This window comes from Xanthomonas sp. BRIP62409 (genome assembly GCF_003992965.1).
Classification (GTDB): Bacteria; Pseudomonadota; Gammaproteobacteria; order Xanthomonadales; family Xanthomonadaceae; genus Xanthomonas; species Xanthomonas euroxanthea.
Map to the genome: position 1 here is coordinate 15284 of NZ_QEZJ01000009.1, position 21710 is coordinate 36993.

A 21710-nucleotide genomic window follows, 5' to 3' on the forward strand; every position below is an offset into this window, starting at 1 on the left:
CGTCGCAATGGGCGACCAACAACACCGCTGCGCAAGCGCGCTGCGTTCTTGCTGGACGTTTCGAACATCACGCCCACCGCGTTGCATGCGCGCACCCGTGCACCGCATCCACGACGGTCAAGCGTTGGAATAAGGGCCCGCTGCGCGTGTGCGCAGCGGGCAGGCAGCGGGTCAGAACTTGTAGCGCAGGCCCAGCAGGTACTGGCGGCCGGTTTCGGCGTACTGCAGCGGCAGCTGGCCGGTGCGTGGCGAGGACACCCACTCGTCGGAGGCCTCGTTGGTGAGGTTGATGCCTTCCAGGCTCAGCTCCAGCTGCTTGCTGATCTTGTAGCGCAGCGAGGCGTCGAGGATGGTGGTGCCGGTCATGCCGTGCACGCCGTCGACGTTGAAGCCGGTTTCCGCACCCGGTGCCTGGGTGAGGTAGTCGTCGCGGTTGGTGGCCGACACGCGCCCTGCGAAGGATTCGCCTTCGTAGAACAACGTGGCATTCCACGACGAGCGCGACAGCCCGAGCAGGTCGTTCTTCATCACCGGCGCGCCGCTGCTGGCCAGGTACTGGATCTTCGAATCGACCCAGGTGTAGTTGAGCTGCACGCCCAGGTTGGCCCACTTGCCCGGCAGGAAGGTGAAGGGCTGGGTGTAGTTGGCTTCCACGCCCTTCAATTCGCCGCCCGGGGTGTTGAGCGGGATGCTGAAGGCGAAGTCGTCGTTGACGGTGGCGCCAGTGCCTTCCAGCAGCGAGGCCGGCAGGCCGCTGCTGGAATACGGGCGCACTTCGCGCGCGGTCTGGATGAAGCTCTCGATGTCCTTGTAGAACAGGCCGACACCGAGCATGGCGCCTTCGTTGAAGTACCACTCCAGGCCGAGGTCGACGTTGGTGGCCTCGATCGGGTCCAGGTCCGGATTGCCGCCGGCCACGGTACGCGCACCGCCGGCCACCGCCACGGTCACGCCGGGGGTGAGGCTGCCCAGGCCGGGACGGCTCATGACCTTGGCCGCGCCAAGACGCAGCAGCAGGTCAGGCGCCAGCTCGGCGACCAGGTTGAACGAGGGCAGCGTGTTGCTGTACTTGCGGCCCACGGTGGTCAGCGCCGGTGCATTGTTGATCAACGCATAGCCGGTGGATTCCTGCTCGGTCTCCACATAGCGCACGCCGAAGTTACCGGAGAACGGAATCGACCCCAGGTCGGTGGAGAACTCGCCCATCAACCACACGCCGCGGTCCTTTTCCTCGACGCTGCGGCTGTTGTTGACGCGCGGGGCCACGGCGAAGCTGCCGCTGTTGCTGTAGATGCCGAACAGGTCGGCCACCGCATCCAGGTTGGGCACCACCCAGTTGGAGGGGCTGCCGTTGATGCCCTTGAGCCCGGCCTGTTCGGTGAGATCGGCCGGCACGATGCGCGTGCCATTGGCGAAGGTGGGCACGGCCAGTTCGTTGGCGCGGCGCAGCTCCACGGTGCTGAAGGTGTAGTTCTTGGCCAGCACGCCGCCCTTGAGGCGGAAGCCGGGGCTGATGTTCCAGTTGAAGTCGATCTGGCCGGTGTCGAAGTCGTTGTCCACCGTCTGCGGACGCAGGCGGATTTCGGCCAGTTCCCAGCCGGTGGGATCGGTCGGGTTGATGCCGTAGTTCAGCACCGGCGCGCGGCTGTTGCCACGGTAGTCGTAGCTGTAGCCGTCGACGTCGTACTTGTCCATGATGATGGTGGTCTGCACCGGGTTCTCGTGCGCCGAGCGCGAGGTACCGACCCGGGCATTGATGCTGAAGTCGTCGTTGAAACGATGCTCCAGGTCCAGGCTGACCTGCCTGAACTCGGTGTTCCACTCGTCGTGGCGGTTTTCGGTACGGATATCGACATTGTCGAATTCGCCGTACACCAGGGCGTTGTTGCGGACCTCGCCGTTACGCACGACCGTGGCCGGCTTGCCGACCAGCACCGGGCGTGCATTGCCGCCGCGGCTGAAGGAAATCGCTTCGATGTAACGCTCGTCGCGCTTGGCGTCGATCTTGGAATACAGCATGTCCAGCGACAGCGTGGTGCGGTCGGTCGGCTTCCACTGCAACGCGCCGGTGACGCCCAGGCGCTGCTGGTCGTGGATCTGCTGGGTATAGCGCGGGAAGCGCGGGTGGTAGACATCGGCCGAGCGCGCCGCGGCGAACGGCGAGGTGGCGCTGAAGCCGCCGTTGCTCGGACCATTGGCCCAGCGGCCGGTGTTGGAGCCCTCTTCCAGCACCTCGCGCTCGGTGTAGGCCACCGACAGCAGGGCGCCGAAGGTGTTGTCGGCCCAGGTGTTGGCGATCAGCGCGGCCACGCGCGGGTTGGCCTTCTCGGCCATGGCGTTGTAGGCGGCCTGGCCGCTGGCGGCGAAGGTGAAGCCGTTGTAATCGAACGGACGCGCGGTGCGCAGGTCGACGGTGGCGCCGAGCGAGCCTTCTTCCACATCGGCCGAGGCCGTCTTGCGCGCGATCAGCTGCGAGAACAGGTCCGAGGCGAACACGTTGAAGTCGAAGCCGCGGCCGCGGTTGGTGCCGCCGCTCTGGTCGCCGGCACCGACGGTGGTGAGCGCTTCCATGCCGTTGATGCGCACGCGGGTGAACTCCGGGCCCAGGCCACGCACCGAGATGGCGCGGCCTTCGCCGGCCTCACGGGTGATCACCACGCCGGGGATGCGCTGCAGCGATTCGGCCAGGTTGAGGTCGGGGAACTTGCCGATGTCCTCGGCGACAATCGCATCGACCACGCCGACTTCGCCGCGCTTGATGTCCAGGGCCTTTTCCACCGAGGCGCGATAGCCGGTCACCGTGACGGTGTCCAGGTCGACGGCCGGTTCTGCGGGCGCTTGGGTGGTGTCTTGTGCTGCCAGGTGGCCGCTCAGCGCAAGGCCGATCGACAACGCCAGCAAGGTAACCGGTGTCTTCCGGCTGGTGGTCCGAAATTGCATGTCCTCCCCTCCCAAGGGTCCATGAACAACATGAAAGTCTGGTTGTGAGCGGCAATGACACCGCTGGTCAAAACGACGTTACCAGCTGAATCCTCCCGTAACATCTTGCAGCGCAGCAGAAAACGTCACCAAATTTGCCCAAAAGGGGTGCAAGCGGTCACTGCGCGTCGCATCATGGGCCTCGCCCGGCGCGTTTGGCGCCGGCTAGAATGACACCGATGGTCATCCTGACGCGCAGCGGTTCCCCCACACCGTGACGCACCACACAGCCGAGGTAATTGCCGCATGAGTCGTGCCCGTATCCTGTGCTTTGGAGAGTTGTTGCTGCGCCTGGGGGCGCCTGGTCACGAGCTGCTGCTGCAGCAGCCGCGGCTGGACGTGCATTGCGGCGGGGCCGAGGCCAATGTCGGCGTATCGCTGGCGCATTTCGGCCATGACGTGGCCATGGTCAGCACGGTGGCCGACAACCCGCTGGGCGCGGCGGTGCTGGGGGAATTGCGCCGCCACGACGTGGACACGCGCCACGTACGGCGGGTGGACGGCCGCATGGGGCTGTACTTCCTGACCACCGGCGCGATCCACCGCCCCAGCGAGGTGGTCTACGACCGCGCCGATTCGGCGTTTGCGCTGGCCCCGGCCGATGCCTACGACTGGCCGGCCCTGCTGGAGGGCGTGCAGTGGCTGCACCTGTCCGGGGTCAGCCCGGCGCTGGGCGCGGACGTGGCGCAGGCCACGCTGGCGGCGGCACGCGCGGCGCGTGCGGCCGGGGTCAAGGTCTCGTTCGACGGCAACTACCGGCCCAAGCTATGGCAACGCTGGCAGGGCGATGCGCGCGGCATCCTGCACCAGCTGTTCGCCTGTGCGGACGTGGTGTTTGCCGACTACCGCGACATCGGCGTGGTGCTGGGCGGCGAATTCCCGCAGGACACGCTGGAAGCGCGGGTGGAAGCGGCAGCGCAGCAGGCGTTTGCCGCGTTCCCGCAGCTGCAGTTGATGGCCTGCACCCAGCGCGTGACGCACAACGTGGACCACCACAGCCTGGGCGCGCTGCTGGTGCCGCGCCGTGGTGCAGTGGCGCGCGCGCCGAGTGAGGAACTGAGCCCGATCATCGACCGCATCGGCGGCGGCGACGCCTTCGCGGCCGGCGTGCTGCACGGCCTGATCGCAGGCTGGTCACTGGACGACACGGTGCGCTTCGGCCTGGCAGCAGGCTGCCTGAAGCACTCGATCCCCGGCGATTTCAATCCGCTCTCGGTGGGCGAGGTGCAGGCCTGCGTGGGGGATGCGCGGTTTGATGTGAGGCGCTGACGCGCCGGGATTGGGGAGTCGGGAGTGGGGATTCGTAACAGCAAGGACAACCGGCATTACATGTCGGTCGTCCGTGATACACCCCGTTCGGGTCCGGCAAGGATCAGCGACGCGTAGCGCACCGCTCTTGCGAATCCCCAATCCCTAATCCCTAATCCCGGCAATCAAGCCAACTCGATGCAGTCGAAGGTCACGTCCGTCTCCACATCGGCGTCGTAATCCACATCGTCACGCTCGAAGCCGAACAGCTTGAGGAACTCGTGCTTGTAGCCGGCGTAGTCGGTGAGCTGGAACAGGTTCTCGGTGGTGACCTGCGGCCACAGCGCCTTGCAGGCGTCCTGCACGTCGTCGCGCAGTTCCCAGTCGTCCAGGCGCAGGCGGTTTTCGGCGTCCACCTCGGCGGGCTGGCCGTCGTCGCGGTACAGGCGCTCGCGGAACAGGCGGTCGAGCTGCTCGATGGTGCCTTCGTGCAGGCCCTTTTCCTTCATGATCTTGTAGACCATGGAGATGTACAGCGGCATCACCGGGATCGCGGCGCTGGCCTGGGTCACCACCGACTTGAGTACCGCCACGTTGGCGCTGCCGCCGCGCTTGGCCAGGCGCGCGTTCAAGCGCTGCGCGGTGTGGTCCAGGTCGACCTTGGCCTTGCCCAGCGCGCCGTGCCAGTAGATCGGCCAGGTGATCTCGGTGCCGATATAGCTGAAGGCCACGCTGCGTGCGCCATCGGCAAGCACGCCGGCGCCGTCCAGCGCATCGATCCACAGCTCCCAGTCCTGCCCGCCCATCACGGTGACGGTGTCGTCGATCTCCTGCGCGCTGGCCGGCTCGATCGAGGCCTGGATGATGGTGTCCTTGTTGGTGTCGATGGCGGTGGCGGTATAGGTCTGGCCGATCGGCTTGAGCGCCGAGCGCTTCACTTCGCCGCTGCCGGGCAGCTTGCGCACCGGCGAGGCCAGCGAATACACCACCAGGTCGACCTGGCCGCCCATCTCGGTCTTGATCAGCTCGATGACCTTTTCGCGCGCGGCATCGGAAAACGCATCGCCGTTGATCGACTTGCTGTACAGGCCCGCGGACTTGGCATGCTCGTCGAACGCGGCCGAGTTGTACCAGCCGGCGGTGCCGGCCTTGCTGGCGCTGCCGGGTTTTTCGAAGAACACGCCCAGCGTGTCGGCGCCGAAGCCGAACGCAGCGGTGATGCGCGAGGCCAGGCCGTAACCGCTGGATGCGCCGATCACCAGCACCTTCTTCGGGCCGTCATTGCGCACGCCGCGCGCACGCGTGGCGGCGATCTGCTCGAGCACATTGCGCTCGCAGCCAAGCGGATGCGTGGTGGTGCAGATGAAGCCGCGCACTTTGGGATGGATGATCAACGTGGACTCCTGGTCAGCAAGATGCTGGCGGCATTTTAGTGCGTGTGACGGACTTTGGGGCGAGCGGCGTTGGCCACCGGCGGTGCGGAGCGGGTGCTGCGTGGCACCGGCATGGTGAGGCCAAGGCACCGAACACGCGCACATCGTCGGCCTGCCGGCGAGACAGCCCGCGGCGCGCCACACGCGGCTGCATCGCCATGCGTGAAGACGCCCGTCATCGCCCGGCACGCCGCGTTGCCGGGCCGGCATCGTCCATACACGGGCGCGAACGAACCACGATCACCCTCGATTTCCTGCCCGAGCGCCTGTGCTACGTTTGCGCCTGCCGTGCCGTGCCTGGCCGCGCCTGATGGCGATCGTCGAGGCTCCTCCCACCGTGCGACCGGTATCCGAGCGAATGTCTCTTCGAAGCGAGCGCGTCACGCAGCTGGGCTCTGTCCCGCGATTTCGGCTTGGGCCATTGCTGGTCGCGCCGGAACGGCTGGTGCTGATCGACGACGGCCAGGCCATCGCGCTGGAACCGCGCATGATGGAAGTGCTGATCGCGCTCGCCGAGCGGGCCGGCGAAGTGGTCAGCGCCGAGCAGCTGCTGATCGAGGTGTGGCACGGCAGCTTTTACGGCGACAACCCGGTGCACAAGACCATCGCCCAACTGCGCCGCAAGCTGGGCGACGACAGCCGCCAACCGCGCTATATCGAAACCATCCGCAAGCGCGGTTACCGGCTGCTGCCCAAGGTGGTGTTCCCCGACGATTATCGCGGTGCGGTACTGGGCGCGCAGGTGTGGGGACACGGCAACCCGTATGTGGGGCTGCAGGCCTTCGATCCCGCGCATGCGGAGGTCTTCTTCGGGCGTAGCCATGCCATTGCGCAGGTGCTGGGCGCGCTGCGCGCGCAATTGCACAGCCAGCGCGGGCTGGTGCTGGTGAGCGGTGCCAGCGGTTGCGGCAAGACCTCGTTGCTGCGCGCCGGCGTGGTGCCGTTGCTGGCGCAGCCCGGCGGGCTGGATGGCCTGCAAGCCCTCGCGGTGGCGTATTGCAACCTGGCCCAATGCCGTGGCGGCGATGTGCTCGACACGCTGGCGCGCGCGCTCGGCGAGTGGGCACCGGGCGGGCGCGCGGTGTTTTCGCCGGCGCAGATGGCGGCGTTGCCCGAGTGGCTGCAGCGCCCTGCACCGCTGCATGCGGCCATTGCCGAAGCGATGCGTCAAGGCACGCCAGCGCGCGACAGCGCACAGACCCAGCGCCATCTGCTGCTGGTGATCGATCACGCAGAAGCGCTGGTGGCCACGCCGGGAATCACCAATGCCGACCGCGCCGCACTGGCCGCCGCCTTGCAGGCGCTGTGCGACAGCGCGCAGGTGGCGGTGCTGATGCTCACCCGCAGCGATTTCTACCCGCGCCTGATCGACGCCTTGCCGCAGATCGTGGAGCTCAAGCGCGGCGACGGACACGTGGATCTGCTGGCGCCACGCGACGGCGAGATCGGCCAGATCATCCGCGTGCCGGCGGCGATGGCCGGGCTGCGCTTCGAAGAAGAGCGCGACAGCGCCAGCCGGCTGGACGATGTGCTGCGCGATGCCACCGCGCGCCAGCCCGATGCCTTGCCGTTGCTGCAGCACCTGTTGCATGCCTTGCATGCGCAGCGCAGCGACGACGGGCTGCTGACCTTCGCCGCCTACCGCGCATTGGGCGGGCTGGAAGGCGCCTTGGCGCACCATGCCGAGCACACCTTCCGCGCCTTGCCGGCTGCCGCGCAGGCGGCATTGGGCCAGGTGCTGAGCGTGCTGAGCGTGATCCACCCCGACAGCGATGCGGTGACCGCGCGGCGGGCGCTGTGGTCGGCCCTGCCGGCGCACGGCGCAGCGCGCGTGCTGGTGGAGGCCTTCGTGCATGCGCGCCTGTTCGTCAGCGAGCTGGTGGCCGGCGAGCCAGGCTTTGCGGTCGCGCACGAGGCCTTGCTGCGGCAATGGCCGCGTGCAGCCGAGTGGATCCATGAAAACCGCCGCCTGCTGCAGGCGCGCAAGCGGCTGCAACTGGCCGCGCAACGCTGGGCCGCCGAAGGCCGGCGCAGCGATCACCTGCTCAACAGCGGGCGCCCGTTGAGCGAGGCGCGCGAGGCGGCGCGGCGCATGCCGCAGGACCTGGACGCGCTGGATCACGCGTTCCTGCATGCCTGCGAGCGCTCGCAGCGCCGCCGCCGTGGCCTGTATGCGGCGGCGGCAAGCATGCTGGTGGTGCTGGCAAGCGCCTCGCTGCTGCTGGGCTGGCAGGCGCGCCAAGCGCAGCAGGTGGCTGAAGAACGGCGCGACCAGGCCCAGCAACTGGTGAGCTACATGCTGGGCGACCTGGCCGAGCAATTGCGCACGGTGGGCAATCTGAAACTGCTCGACAGCGTGGGCAGCCGCGCGCTGCGCTACCTGGAAGACCTGCCCAGCACGAGCATGCAGCCAGGCGATCTGATCAACCACGCCCGCGCGCTGCGCACCACCGGCGAAGTGCTGATGAACCAGGGCAAGCTGGACCAGGCGCAGGCGGCATTCACGCGTGCGGCCGCCACTGCCGAGCAGGCACGCATGCGAGCGCCAGATACCTTGGAGGCGCGCGCGGAAATGGGCCAGGCGGCGTATTGGCTGGGAAACATGGCCTACCGCAGCAAGCAGTTCCCGTTGGCGCAGACTTACTGGTCGCAGTATCTGGCGGCCAGTGAATGGCTGGTGCGCACGGCGCCGGATGACCAACGCTGGCAGCTGGAGCTGTCGTACGCGCTCAACAATCTCGGCACGCTGGCCACCACACGCGGCGATACCACGACGGCGATCGGTTTTTTCGCGCGCGACATCTCGCTCAAGCGCATGCTGATCGCGCGTGCTCCGGACAACCCGTCGTTGCGCTACGAGTTGATCGACAGTTTGTCATGGCTCAGCTTGGCACAGGAGAACCAGGGCCTGCTGGCGCCTGCCGAGCAGGGCTACCGCGATCAAATCGCGATGTTGCGCGTGCTGGTCGAGAACGACCCCGATGCCAATGCCTGGCGACGGCGTCTGGCGGGTTCGTTGATCCGCACCTCCAACCTGGCGGTGGCGCGGGGTCACCTGGCACAGGCGCAGACCGATGCGCAGGACAGCGTGCGGATGTTGCAACCGCTGGTGGCGCTGCAGCCGGACAACCACACATGGCAACGCGATCTGGCGCATGCCTACGCGCAGGCTGGCTGGGTGGCCGCGTTGGATGGGCGTCCCGGTCAAGCCGAACAGCAACTTGGCCAGGCCCGTCAGACCATGGCTGGCCTACTGCAACAGGCCCAGCCGCTGCCCGAATGGCAATGGCTGGATGCCATCATTGCGCTGCGCCTGCACCGCGTACAGACCGGACGCGCAGGCGCACACGCAGGCGACCTTGATCAGATCGTTGCGCGGCTGGATGCCCTGCATCGCGCCAGACCCGACGATCTGCTTGGCATCTCCGCCTTGTCGCAAGCGCTGGTGTGGCATGGCGAACAACGCGCCGCCATCGGCGACGACGACGGTGCACGCACGGCATGGCAGCGCGCGGTGGCGGTGCTGGGCAAGGACATCGGCAACAGCCGCGACAAGACCCTGCTGGACCCCTGGATTCGCGCGCAGGTGCATCTGGGCCAGCGCAGTGCCGTTACGCAACAGCTCGGATGGCTGTATCAGGCGGGCTACCGCCACCCGGGGTTCGTCTCCCTCTATGCCCCGCTTTTCAAGGAACAGGACAGCTCATGACGGATTTCAAGATCAAACTCACCGTGGCACGGGTGGGATTCGGCGGCAACACCGGTGCCGGCGAATATTTCTACAGCTTCGCCCCGGACCTGCTGATCGTGGATAAGCACGACAAGGCATCGACCCTGCTGTATTACTTCGATGAAGACGTCGTCCCCAGGCATTTCAAGATCAAGAGCCTGTTGAGTTCCGATGCCTTGAAACAGATCGGAGAACCCACGATCAGCCCCGACGGCCGCAGCGTGCAGGTCAGCAATGCCAATAGCGTGCCGACACTGATCTTCCTGACCATCATCGTCGAAGACGAAAGCCGCAAGGACAAGAAGACCTGGTTCAGCTGCGATCCCCAGGTTGGCAACGATCCGCAGATCAACCCGCAGGAAACCCCGCCCCTGCAGTAAGCCCTGCCTGGCCACCGGCCTGGCGGTTCGCCACCAGGCGGTGTGTTGCCGCAATGCGTGGGCAGGGCCACAGCGTGCGCACGCCCAGGGGCCGGGGCCGGTGGTGGATACACCACGGCCGCTGGCTCCTGATGTCGACTTGCGCACGCACCCGTTGCCACGGGAGGAACCTGCTGGCGGTCCCGATGGCGCTCGCTGCGCCCTGGCTGGCGGGCGTATTGCCGGGTGCTCCGGCCAGCCGTGGATGGCGACAGCCAGCCTGCCGCGCTGAAGCCAGGAGCGCCTGGCGAGGGCGTCTCATCCCACGCAGTCCCGCGGGCGCGGTTGGGTGTCGGCCGGGGCATCCGCCAGGCGCGCGGCGCAGTGGCTCGCCACCGCCTGCTGCCGGTCATCCCGCTCGGTTCCGTTGCTGAAGGCCACCTTGAGCTGGCCGCGGATGGACCACGCGCCGGGCATGCCTGCGCGGAGGTCGCCAGCACCACGCCCTGCCCATGGCCGACAGCCCAGGCCCGGGCCGCACCCGTGGGCATCGATGCGGGCCGACCAGCCGTCGCAGGTGCGGGCCACTGCGCCCCGCACCGCCCCGGCGCAGGCCGCCACGCTGACCCGCAGGTCGCGCTCGGTTGGCGGCTGGACATGCAGCGCGGCCTGGGCCCAGGCGACCGACAAGTCGGCCTGGGTGGGCGCCGCCCAGGCGCTGGTGGACAGCACGACGCTCAACACCCACAGGTACCGGACCAGGCGCATAACGGACTCCGCAGCGGACCGGAGCGCGGCGCGTCCCCGGGCGACCTCGGTGGCCGCCGGACGACCTTGGTGCTTGGCCGCCCACACGACCTGACGGCAACCTTACGGTTGCTGCCCCATCCTGCCGAATCCTGGAAATCCCCTATAAAACAACGCCATGCAACCTGGCGAAACAGCGTCGTGCGGCGGGAGGTGGTGTGCCCGCGCGTCGAACCAGTTCCCGCGCGCGGCGGCGGCAGCGCTGCAGAGCCCGCTCTTACGATTCCCCAATCCCCATTCCCGATTCCCGATTCCCCGCCCTCAAATCACCCGCAACGTAATCGCCTTCAACACCGCCCTTGTGCGGTCGCGGGTGCCGAGCTTTTCCAGGATGGTGGAGACGTAGTTCTTCACCGTGCCCTCGGCCAGGAACAGGGTGCGGGCGATCTCCTTGTTGGAATAGCCGCCGGCGAGCAGGCGCAGGATCGCCACCTCGCGCTCGCTGAAGGTCTCGCGCGGGGGCTGCTGGTCGCGGAACTGGTAACGCGCGCGCACCGGGTCGGTGCTGACCGGCTGCAGCAGGGTCTCGCCATTGGCGACCCGCTCGATCGCCTCGCGCAGGTCTTCCGGGGCGGCGTCCTTGAGCAGGAAGCCCTGCGCGCCGGCCTCGGTGGCACGCAGCAGCAGGTCGCTGTCGTCGAAGGTGGTCAGCAGCAGCACCGGGGTGCGGTCGCCGCGGGCGCGCAGTTGCTGCAGCGCCTGGATGCCGTCCAGGCCGGGCATGCGGATGTCGCTGAGCACCACGTCCACGGTGGTGCTGGCGAGCGCGTCCAGCAGGCCCTGGCCGTCGTCGGCCTCGCAGGCCACCTCCACGCCCTGCTGCTGCAACAGCGCGCGCAGGCCGGCGCGGACCAGGACCTGGTCATCGGCCAGCGCGATGCGACGTGGACTCATGCCGGCAGCCTCGCCATCAGGTGCATGCCGCCCTGGGCGGTGCGGCCGAGCTCAAGCCGCCCGTGCAGGGCGGCCAGGCGTTCGCGCATGCCGGTGATGCCGTTGCCTTCGCGGATGCGCTCGGCGCGGCGGCCATCGTCGCGGATGTCCACGTGCAGCTGCGCGCTCTCGCAGTGCAGGTGCACGGCCACCTCGTTGGCGTCGGCATGCCGGACGGCGTTGGTCAGCGCCTCCTGCACCAGCCGCAACAGCAGCTCGGCCACGCGGGCATCGGTGATGCGCACGGCCGGGTCGATCTGCAGGCGCAGCGCCGGGCGCGGGAACGGTGCAGCCAGCGCGCGCAAGGCGGTCTGCAGATCCAGGCCCTGGTCGTCGCGCAGCGACTGCACCACGTTGCGGATGTCCGCCAGCAGGTCGGCCGACAACCGCTCCACCACCGCGATCTCCTCGCGCCGTGCCAGTGCCGGGTCGGCGCCGAGCAGGCGCAGGTTGATGCGCATGGCGGTGAGCTTGTGCCCGGCCACGTCGTGCAGCTCGCGCGCCAGGCGCAGGCGCTCGGCATCGCGCGCGCTGTCGGCCAGCAGCGCGCGGGTGGCCAGCAGGTCGGCATTGACGTAGGCCAGCGCGTCGCGGGTGCGCTCGGCAGTACGCGCGTAATGCGCGGTCAGCGCGGCGAAGGCCTGGAAACCGGCGTAGATGCCGACGATCAACCACGGGCGCTCGAACCCGGCCTGCACCAGCAGCGCATACATGCCCGCGTTCAACGCCAGCGCCAGCAGCAGCACGCGCGCCGGCGGCCAGGTCATGCCCGCCTGCGCCACCAGCATGACCAGCAACACCGGGGCGGTGCCGGCACGCGGCTCCATCCAGACCAGCAGCAGGGCCATGGCCGCCTGCAGCAGCGTGGCGACAGTGCGCAGCGCATGCAGCGGCGGCAACACGGTATGCAGCAGAAACAAGGCGGTGAAGCCGGCCAGCACGCCCCAGCGCCAGGCGCCCTGCGGTGAGGCGTCCGGCACGAACGACAAGGCCACCGCGGCAATGGTGAACGCGCCGGCCAGACGCAGCGGTTGCAAGCAATGAAACAGGGACGAGGTCATGCGGCGATGCTGACGGCCGCGCGGCCGCGCGGCAATGGCACGGAGGCAGAAAGTGACTTCCGGCAGGTGGGCGCGCTGCCCTGTCGCCGCTGTCGTCGCTGTCGTCGCTGTCGTCGCTGCGGCGCGGCCGCACCTTGCCACGCCGCCCCATCGTCACGGAAGCACGCCCTGCCCGCTTGCAGCCGGCCGGGCGCGCAGCCGTCCACCCGCCCCACCGATGGTCTTACACTCAGCGGCTACCCGCAGCTGCCGTGCGTCTTCGATGATCATTTCCGCCGCTTCCGACTACCGTGCCGCTGCGCAGGCGCGCCTGCCGCCCTTCCTGTTCCACTACATCGATGGCGGCGCGTACGCCGAGCACACCTTGCGGCGCAACGTCACCGATCTGGCCGATATCGCGCTGCGCCAGCGGGTGCTGCGCAACATGTCGGACCTGAGCCTGGGCACCGAATTGTTCGGCGAGACGCTGGCGATGCCGGTGGCACTGGCACCGGTCGGGCTGACCGGCATGTACGCGCGCCGTGGCGAAGTGCAGGCCGCACGCGCGGCGGCGGCGCGCGGGATCCCGTTCACGCTGTCCACGGTGTCGGTGTGCCCGATCGAGGAAGTGGCGCCGGCGATTACGCGCCCGATGTGGTTCCAGCTGTACGTGCTCAAGGACCGCGGCTTCATGCGCAACGCGCTGGAGCGCGCCAAGGCCGCCGGGGTGACCACGCTGGTGTTCACCGTGGACATGCCCACGCCCGGCGCGCGCTACCGCGATGCGCACTCGAGCATGAGCGGGCCCAATGCGGGGCTGCGGCGCATGCTGCAGGCCGTCACCCATCCGCGCTGGGCCTGGGACGTGGGCCTGCTCGGCAAGCCGCATGATCTGGGCAACATCTCGACCTACCGCGGCAGCCCGACCGGCCTGCAGGACTACATCGGCTGGCTGGGCGCCAACTTCGACCCATCCATCGCATGGAAGGACCTGGAATGGATCCGCGAGTTCTGGACCGGGCCGATGGTGATCAAGGGCATCCTGGACCCGGACGACGCGCGCGATGCGGTGCGCTTCGGCGCCGACGGCATCGTGGTGTCCAATCACGGCGGGCGCCAGCTCGACGGCGTGCTGTCCAGCGCGCGTGCGTTGCCGGCCATTGCCGATGCGGTGAAGGGACAGCTGAAGATCCTGGCCGATTCGGGCATCCGCAGCGGGCTGGACGTGGTGCGCATGCTGGCGCTGGGCGCCGATGCGGTGCTGCTGGGGCGGGCGTTCGTCTACGCGCTGGCCGCTGGCGGGCAGGCCGGCGTGGAGAACCTGCTGAGCCTGATCGAAAAGGAAATGCGCGTGGCGATGACCTTGACCGGCACCCATTCGATTGCCGAGATCAGCAGCGATGCGTTGAGCCGGGTGACGCGGGAGCGTGCGGTTTCGCCTTGACGGGAATCGGGAATCGGGAATCGAGATGCTTAGCAGAGCGGATGATCTGCGGCTTGGCTGCAGGGCCCTCTAGCTGGCTGCAGGGCCCTTGCCCGCCCACCATCGCGGGACACGCCGCAAGTACGTCCTTGTAGGCTCTTACGCGGCATCCATGCCGCGTAAGGTTCCGCGACGGTGGGCGGGCAAGGGCCAGTCAAGATGGTCGGTACGCATGGTCAAGCTCGGGGTGTGATGCGCACCTATTGGATAATTCGAATAACGACGCGTTGCAAGCGATCGTCATGCACGCGTGGACGCCGCACTCAGAATCTGAAGCTGCGAGTACTCCATGCCGATTCCGAGCACAGGCCGAGCCCGCCTCGCGGCTAGGCAGCAGGTTTGTTAGACACGCTTAGTTCTCATCGCCGCCGGTGGGCAAGGATTGCCGCAACGCCAGCACCGAGGCCCAGGGATCTACGCGTTGGCGCCTGGCGCGTTCCAGCGCCTTGTCCATCGGGAAGGCGTCCGGGCCGCTGATCTTGCCGAGTTCTTCCCAGCGTAGCGGGACGGCGACGGTGGCTTTTTCGCGCGCGCGCAGCGACCACGAACAAACGCTGGTGTTGCCGCGCCCGTTGCGCAGCCAGTCGACGAAGATCACGCCGTGGCGCTTGGCCTTGCTCATGGTGGCCACGTAGCGGTCAGGCGCATGCGTTGCCAGCGCCTGGGCGAATGCCTCGCAGAAATCGCGCGCCTGCTCCCAGTCCGCTTCCGGCACGATCGGCACCACCACGTGCAGGCCCTTGCCGCCGGACAGGCGCACCGCGCTTTCCAGCCCCGCGCTGCGAAGCTTGGCGCGGATGTCACGCGCGGCAGCCACCACGTCGGCCCAGGACACCGCCTCGCCGGGGTCCAGGTCGAACACCAGCCGATCCGGATGCTCCGGATCGTCGACCTGCGCGCCCCAGGGATGCAGCTCCAGCGTGTTCATCTGCACCAGCTCGAGCAGGCCGGCGGCATCTTCGACGTAGATGTAATCCTCGGTGCCGCTTTTTTGCTGCAGCGGAATCGCCTTGATGTGCGTGCCCAGGTGGCGGCCTTCGTGCTTCTGGAAGAAGCAATCGCCACCGGCGCCATCGGGGCAGCGCAGCAGCGACAGGGGCCGGCGTGCGATCTCCGCCAGCACCAGCGGCGCCACTGCCCGGTAGTAGTCGGCCACCTCGCCCTTGCTGATGCCCGCTGCAGGGAACACCACCCGCTCTGGATGGGTGATGGTGATGCCGTCTGTCGACATGGACGTGGACGTAGATTTGGATTTGGATGTTGTGGACTTGGACGCCATGGATTTGGAAGCCGTGGACGTGGCCGCCGCCGCCTTTTTGGATGTCGTGGTCGCGGTCGTCTTCGATGCCGTTGAACGCGCGCGCTTGCTGGTGGTGCTGGTGGATGCGTCGACTGTCGTTCTGGATGTTTTCATGGTCGCCGTCGTGCGCGCCGGCGCAGCGGCCGTTGCCGCACCACGTTTGCCCGCAGCACGCGCCTTGCCCGGCGTGGCGCGGTCGCCGCCCAACTCGCTCATGGGTTTGTCCTCACGTAGACGCTTGAACGCGGCCTGCCGCAACAGACCTTCCTTCGCCCAGCCGCGGAAGGCGACCTCGGCGATCAGCACCGGCCGGACCCAATGCACATCGCGTGGCCGCCCCGGGATGTGCGTGGGCAATTCCAGCGTGGCGGTGTCGCTGTGCAGCGCCTGCAGCAGCGCGGTGATCTTGCCGAGCAAGGCATCGTCGAATCCGGTGCCCACACGCCCGACATAACGCAGCGTCTTGCCGTCGCGCTGCGCCATCAGCAAGGCGCCAAAGCCGCTGCGTGCGCCCTTGGGATCGGTGTAACCCACCACCACGAACTCGTCGCTGTCCTCGTGCTTGGTCTTGACCCAATCGGCGCTGCGTCCTGCACGGTAGGGCGCATCGGCGAGCTTGCTGACGATGCCTTCCCAGCCGGTGCCGGCGCTGGCCGCGAAGACCTCCGGGCCATGGCCGATCACATGGTCGCTAAACGCCAGCGTGCCCGGCGCATCGCCCAGCAACTCGCGCAGCAACTGCTTGCGTTGCAGCAACGGGGTATCGCGCAGGTCCACCCCGGCCACGCCCAGCAGGTCGAACACGATGTAGCGCAGCGGCTGCACGGCGCTGCCATCGAGCGCACGCTGCAGCGCCGAGAAATCGGTGCGCCCCTTGGCATCCAGCACCACCAGCTCGCCATCCAGGCGCGCATCGCGCACCGGCAAGGCCTGCACTGCGCGCACCACCTCCGGGAAGCGCTGCGTCCAGGCCTGGTCGTTGCGCGAGCGCAGCTGCACCTCGCCATCGACCAGATCGGCCAGCAGGCGGTAGCCGTCCCACTTGATCTCGTGCAACCAGCGCTCGCCATCGGGCGCCTGCTCGCGCAGCAAGGTCAGTTGCGCGCGCAGCTCGGTGGGGCATGGCGCGTCGCGGGCGCCGTCCAGCGCCAGGGCGCGGGTATGCCATTGCGCGGAACGTGCACGCGCTGGGCGTGCACGTTTGCTGGCCGCAGGCGACGTTGCGGCGCTCGTTTTTGCCGCTGGTGCACGCCGCGCCCGGCTGGCCTTGGCACGCGTCGCCGGGGCGGCCGCTGCCGATGCGCCGGCCGCCTGCTGCGCCACCAGCGCATCGGCATCCAGATCGGCCGCATACGCATCGGTGCGCTTGAACAGCAGCCACTGCGGTTTGCCGCCGCGCATCTGCGTGCGCACCAATGCAAAACCGCCGCGCAGCAGCGTGCCCTGCAGTTCGAATTCCAGCTTGCCGGCGTCCAGCGCCGCCAACGCGTCGCCCTCGCACTGCCAATGCCCGTGGTCGAACACCTCCACATGCCCGGCGCCGTAATGGCCTTGCGGGATATCGCCGGCGAAGCTGGCGTACGACAGCGGGTGGTCTTCCACCTCCACCGCCAGGCGTTTTTCGCCCACGCGCAACGAGGGCCCCTTGGGCACGGCCCAGCTCTTGAGCACGCCGTCGAGTTCCAGACGGAAGTCGTAATGACGCGAGCTGGCGTGATGCAGCTGCACCACGAAGATCGGCTGCTTGCTGGCGCGTGCGGGCGTGTCGCCGGCCGGCTCCGGGGTCTGGTCGAAGCGGCGCTTGGCGTTGTAGTCGCGCAGTGACATGGACTGGGCCTACCCGGCCTTGCGGCGCGGCGCTGCCTTGCTGGCCGTGGCCTTGGTGGCCTTGCCCGCGGTCTTCTTGGCGGCCTTCTTGGCCACTTTCTTGGCGGCGGTCTTGGCGGTCTTCTTGGCCGGCGCGGTTGCCGGCGCGCTGCTCTTCTTGGCCGGCGTGCGCGTGTTGGCCTGCAGGCTCTTTTGCAGCAGCGACATGAAATCGACCACGTTGGTGGTGGCGTCCTCGTGCTGCGGCGGCTCGACATCCGCGGTGGTGGTGCCGCCCTTGGCCTGGATGCGCTTGCGCAGGATCTGCTCGAGCTTGCCGCGGAATTCGTCGTGGTAGTCCTCCGGCTGCCAGGTGCCGGACATCGACTCGATCAGCTGTTTGGCCATCTCCTGTTCCTTGGGCGTGATGCGGTACTCGCCCACCGCGCCGGCCGGCAACTTGAAGTCCTGCGGGTCCACCACTTCCTGCTGGTAGCGCAGCAGCAGCAGGATCAAGGCATCGCCCTGCGGCATCACCGCGGCAAGGTATTCGCGCGTGCGGATCACCACCTTGGCGATGCCCACCTTGCCGGTGTCGCGCAGCGTCTCGCGCAGCAGCACGTAGCCCTTTTCGGCCTTCTTGCCGGGCACCAGGATGTAGGGCTTTTCGAAATAGCGCGGGTCGATGTCGGCGGCATCGACGAAGGTTTCCACCTCCACCGTCTCGTGGCTCTCGGGGGAGGCCGAGCGGATGTCCTGCTCCTCGACGATGACATAGCTGCCCTTGTCGTACTCGAAGGCCTTGACGATCTCCTTCCACGGCACTTCATCGCCGGTGTCGGCGTTGACGCGCTCGAAGCGGATCGGCTTCTTGTCGCGCGAGTCGAGCATGCGGAAATGCAGGTCCACCTTGCGCTCGCCCGACATCAACGACACCGGCACATTGAGCAAGCCGAACGACAGGGTTCCGGTCCAGATCGGTCGTGCCATCGGCGTGTGACTCCCGGTGCTGTTTGGGGTAGCCCATAGCTGTAGCGCGGCCACCGTGATCCATGCGTGAGCCATGTGTCTGCAGCTGCCACTGCGCCCCCTTCACCCGGTACGCGGTGAACTGCGCATCCCTCTCGACTTCCAGGAGAACCGCATGTCCCGTGACCTGCTACGCGAGCAACCGGCCCAGCCGGGCGAACAGCACGGCAAGCGCGATGCCGAGCACTACGAAGACCGCGGTGCCGGCGATGCGCCCGACACGCTGATTCCGGCCAATGGCGACACCCCGGCCAAGAAGCCGGGCACCGCGCCGTCGACCGTGGCAGACCGCTGACGACCGCCGGCTGAACACCCGCCCGGCCGCAGCAGCCGGGCGGGTGCGGGTTACGCCCGCCCTGCCTGCTGCAGCCGGGCAAATTCCTCATCGGCAAACAGGCGCGAGCGCACCAGAAAGCGCACGCCCTCGCCGTTTTCCAGCGAGAACATGCCGCCGCGGCCCGGCACCACGTCGATGATCAGCTGGGTGTGCTTCCAGTAGTCGAACTGCGAGGGGCTGATGTAGAACGGCGCGCCGCCGATCTCGCCCAGCAGCACGTCGCGGTCGCCGACGATGAAATCGCCCACCGGAAAACACATCGGCGAGGAGCCGTCGCAGCAGCCGCCGGATTGATGGAACAGCACATCGCCGTGGCGCGCGCGCAGCGTGTCGATCAGCTGCAACGCCGCCAGCGTGGCCATCACCTGCAACGGCGGGTCTGTCTGCGTGGTGGTGCCCTGCATCGTCTGCCTCCTGCGGCGCGGTCAGGCCGCCATGTCGAGCACGATACGCCCCTCGATCGTTCCGGCGTGCATGCGCGCGAACACGTCGTTGATGTTGTCCAGGGTGTCGGTGGCCACGGTCGCCGCGACCTTGCCCTGCTCGGCGAAGGCAAGCGACTCCTGCAGGTCCAGCCGGGTTCCGACGATCGAGCCGCGCACGGTCACGCCATTGAGCACCATGCCGAAGATGTCCAGCGGGAACTGGCCCGGTGGCAGGCCGTTGAGCGACACCGTGCCGCCACGCCGCACCATGCCGATCGCCTGCTCGAACGCCTTGGGCGATACCGCGGTGACCAACGCGCCGTGTGCGCCGCCGATTTCCTTCTTGAGGTACGCCACCGGATCGGTGGTGCGCGCATTGACCGTCACCGTTGCGCCCAGGCGCCTGGCCAGTGCCAGCTTGGTGTCGTCCACATCCACTGCGGCCACGTTCATTCCCATCGCCTTGGCATATTGCACTGCCATGTGGCCGAGCCCGCCGATGCCGGAAATCACGACCCACTGACCCGGCTTGGTCTCGGTGACCTTCAGGCCCTTGTAGACGGTGACGCCCGCGCAAAGGATCGGCGCGACCTCGACGAAGCCGATGCCCTTGGGCAGGAGGCCCACGTAGTCGGCATTGGCCAGCGCGTACTGCGCGAAGCCGCCGTTGACCGAGTAGCCGCTGTTCTGCTGCGCCTCGCACAGGGTTTCCCAGCCACCCAGGCAGTGCTCGCAATGCCCGCAAGCCGAGTACAGCCACGGGATGCCGACGCGGTCGCCTTCCTTGATGTGCTTGACGCCTTCGCCGACCGCCACCACGTTGCCAACACCTTCGTGGCCGGGAATGAATGGCGGGTTCGGCTTGACCGGCCAGTCGCCTTCGGCGGCGTGCAGGTCGGTGTGGCAGACGCCACAGGCTTCGATCTTGACCAGGATGTCGCCGGCGGCCGGACGCGGCACCTGCACCTCCTCGATCACCAGAGGCTTGCCGAACTCGCGTACCACTGCAGCTTTCATCGTCTTGTCCACATTGCACTCCTGTCGCTGTCGTTGAGGAACCTTAGCCCCGGGCCGCAACCGGGGCCTTGATCGAGGTCAACGCCGCGGTGCGGACGCGCGGCGCCAGCCGATCGTCGCCGCGCACAAGCGCGACCGGCATGGGTGTCAGAAGAGGCCCAGCGCCTTGGGCGAATAGCTCACCAGCAGGTTCTTGGTCTGCTGGTAATGGTCGAGCATCATCTTGTGATTCTCGCGGCCGATACCCGACTGCTTGTAACCGCCGAACGCAGCATGCGCCGGATAGGCGTGGTAGCAGTTGGTCCACACGCGCCCGGCCTGGATCGCGCGGCCCATGCGATACAGCCGGGAGGCATCGCGGCTCCACACGCCGGCACCCAGGCCGTACAGGGTGTCGTTGGCGATCGCCAGGGCCTCGGCCTCGTCCTTGAAGATGGTCACCGACACCACCGGGCCGAAGATCTCTTCCTGGAACACGCGCATCTTGTTATGGCCCTTGAACACCGTCGGCTTGACGTAGAAGCCGCCGGACAGCTCGCCGTCGAGCGTGTTGCGCTCGCCACCGATCAGCACCTGCGCGCCCTCCTGCTTGCCGATGTCGATGTAGGACAGGATCTTTTCCAGCTGCTCGCTGGAGGCCTGCGCGCCGACCATGGTGTTGGGATCCAGCGGGTTGCCCTGCTTGATCGCGGCCACGCGCGCCAGCGCCTTCTCCATGAATTTGTCGTAGATCGATTCCTGGATCAGCGCGCGCGAGGGGCAGGTGCACACCTCGCCCTGGTTGAAGGCGAACAGCACGAAGCCTTCCACCGCCTTGTCGAGAAAGTCGTCGTCTTCGGCCATGACATCGGCAAAGAAGATGTTCGGCGATTTGCCGCCCAGCTCCAGCGTCACCGGGATCAGGTTCTGGCTGGCGTACTGCATGATCAGCCGGCCGGTGGTGGTTTCGCCGGTGAAGGCGATCTTGGCGATGCGCGGGTTGCTGGCCAGCGGCTTGCCCGCCTCCAGGCCAAAGCCGTTGACCACGTTGAGCACACCGGGCGGCAACAGGTCGCCGATGACGTCCATCAGCACCAGGATCGAGGCCGGGGTCTGCTCGGCCGGCTTCATCACCACGCAGTTGCCGGCGGCCAGCGCCGGTGCGAGTTTCCAGCACGCCATCAGCAGCGGAAAATTCCACGGGATGATCTGCCCGACCACGCCGAGCGGTTCGTGGAAGTGATAGGCGATGGTGTCGCTGTCGATCTCGGAGATGCCGCCTTCCTGCGCGCGGATGGCGCCGGCGAAATAGCGGAAGTGATCCACGCACAGCGGCACGTCGGCATTGAGCGTCTCGCGCACCGGCTTGCCGTTGTCCCAGGTCTCGGCATGGGCGAGCAGTTCCAGATTCTGCTCGATGCGGTCGGCGATCCTGAGCAGCACGTTGGCGCGGTCGGTGGTGGAGGTCTTGCCCCAGGCGTCCTTGGCCGCATGCGCCGCATCCAGCGCCGCTTCGATGTCCTGCGCGTTGGAGCGCGCGATCGCGGTGAACACCTTGCCGTTGATCGGCGTGGTGTTGTCGAAGTACTGGCCACTGTGCGGCGCCACCCACTTGCCGCCGATGAAGTTGTCGTAGCGCGGCTTGAAGATGGACTGCGGGTCGGTGTTCAGCGGCTTGGCGGATGTGACGGCGTTCATCGGTGTCTCCTGCGGTACATGGGAAGAAGCCCGTGACGGGCGTCTCCGCTGTCACGCAAGGGTGATGCCAGGTTTTTCCTGCTGCATTGCGTCACGCCCGATCGCGC

At 67.7% G+C, this 21710-nt stretch carries 15 protein-coding genes; 5 read left to right on the forward strand and 10 right to left on the reverse strand.

Annotation, left to right across the window (positions count from 1 at the left end):
* Positions 1-171: 171 nt before the first annotated feature.
* Entirely contained in the window at positions 172-2940 is a 2769-nt protein-coding gene (locus EO170_RS01205; protein WP_126941914.1) for a TonB-dependent receptor, read from the reverse strand.
* A 285-nt stretch (positions 2941-3225) separates the two neighbouring features.
* On the opposite strand from EO170_RS01205, the gene EO170_RS01210 reads away from it, so the two are divergent.
* Positions 3226-4248, forward strand: coding sequence for a sugar kinase (locus EO170_RS01210; RefSeq protein ID WP_126941916.1), 1023 nt, complete (start codon positions 3226-3228; stop codon positions 4246-4248).
* 164 nt (positions 4249-4412) lie between these two features.
* Here EO170_RS01210 and fabV read toward each other — a convergent pair whose 3' ends face one another.
* A complete protein-coding gene (gene fabV / locus EO170_RS01215; RefSeq protein WP_126941918.1) occupies positions 4413-5621 on the reverse strand; it encodes an enoyl-ACP reductase FabV in 1209 nt (402 codons plus the stop codon).
* 397 nt (positions 5622-6018) lie between these two features.
* Between fabV and EO170_RS01220 the strand changes: the two genes are divergently transcribed.
* Together EO170_RS01220 and EO170_RS01225 are read left to right on the forward strand one after the other, a co-directional pair.
* On the forward strand, positions 6019-9369 hold the full coding sequence (locus EO170_RS01220; RefSeq protein WP_126941920.1) for a winged helix-turn-helix domain-containing protein: 3351 nt from the start codon (positions 6019-6021) through the stop codon (positions 9367-9369).
* Entirely contained in the window at positions 9366-9770 is a 405-nt protein-coding gene (locus EO170_RS01225) for a hypothetical protein (protein WP_104584463.1), read from the forward strand. Before EO170_RS01220 ends, EO170_RS01225 begins: the two co-directional genes overlap by 4 nt.
* Before the next feature lie 297 nt (positions 9771-10067).
* Here the strand turns inward: EO170_RS01225 and EO170_RS01230 are convergent, their stop codons facing one another.
* The 3 genes from EO170_RS01230 to EO170_RS01240 form a co-directional block, all read right to left on the reverse strand.
* Positions 10068-10517, reverse strand: coding sequence for a hypothetical protein (locus EO170_RS01230; protein ID WP_241239366.1), 450 nt, complete (start codon positions 10515-10517; stop codon positions 10068-10070).
* A gap of 300 nt (positions 10518-10817) precedes the next feature.
* Positions 10818-11450: a response regulator transcription factor gene (locus tag EO170_RS01235; protein ID WP_104584465.1), complete on the reverse strand. Its 633-nt coding sequence runs from the start codon at positions 11448-11450 to the stop codon at positions 10818-10820.
* Positions 11447-12550, reverse strand: a complete 1104-nt coding sequence (locus EO170_RS01240) for a histidine kinase (RefSeq protein WP_241239367.1) — start codon at positions 12548-12550, stop codon at positions 11447-11449. Before EO170_RS01240 ends, EO170_RS01235 begins: the two co-directional genes overlap by 4 nt.
* Positions 12551-12812: 262 nt before the next feature.
* On the opposite strand from EO170_RS01240, the gene lldD reads away from it, so the two are divergent.
* On the forward strand, positions 12813-13973 hold the full coding sequence (gene lldD, locus EO170_RS01245) for an FMN-dependent L-lactate dehydrogenase LldD (RefSeq protein WP_126941924.1): 1161 nt from the start codon (positions 12813-12815) through the stop codon (positions 13971-13973).
* A gap of 391 nt (positions 13974-14364) precedes the next feature.
* Here lldD and ligD read toward each other — a convergent pair whose 3' ends face one another.
* Entirely contained in the window at positions 14365-17139 is a 2775-nt protein-coding gene (gene ligD, locus EO170_RS01250; protein WP_126941926.1) for a non-homologous end-joining DNA ligase, read from the reverse strand.
* Between the two features lie 9 nt (positions 17140-17148).
* The gene (locus tag EO170_RS01255; RefSeq protein WP_126941928.1) at positions 17149-18108 is read right to left on the reverse strand and encodes a Ku protein; all 960 of its coding nucleotides are present in this window, start codon (positions 18106-18108) and stop codon (positions 17149-17151) included.
* Positions 18109-18262: 154 nt separating this feature from the next.
* Here EO170_RS01255 and EO170_RS01260 point away from each other — a divergent pair, with 154 nt between their 5' ends.
* Positions 18263-18442: a hypothetical protein gene (locus EO170_RS01260; RefSeq protein WP_126941930.1), complete on the forward strand. Its 180-nt coding sequence runs from the start codon at positions 18263-18265 to the stop codon at positions 18440-18442.
* Positions 18443-18492: 50 nt separating this feature from the next.
* Here EO170_RS01260 and EO170_RS01265 read toward each other — a convergent pair whose 3' ends face one another.
* From EO170_RS01265 to adh, 3 genes are all read right to left on the reverse strand, one after another.
* Positions 18493-18888 carry a DUF779 domain-containing protein gene (locus EO170_RS01265; RefSeq protein WP_104584477.1) on the reverse strand — a complete coding sequence of 132 codons (396 nt, stop codon included), beginning with the start codon at positions 18886-18888 and terminating at the stop codon, positions 18493-18495.
* 21 nt (positions 18889-18909) lie between these two features.
* Positions 18910-19938, reverse strand: coding sequence for an alcohol dehydrogenase AdhP (gene adhP / locus EO170_RS01270; RefSeq protein WP_104650499.1), 1029 nt, complete (start codon positions 19936-19938; stop codon positions 18910-18912).
* A gap of 135 nt (positions 19939-20073) precedes the next feature.
* Complete coding sequence (gene adh, locus EO170_RS01275) at positions 20074-21603, reverse strand: aldehyde dehydrogenase (RefSeq protein ID WP_126941932.1); 1530 nt, start codon at positions 21601-21603, stop codon at positions 20074-20076.
* Between the last annotated feature and the right edge of the window lie 107 nt (positions 21604-21710).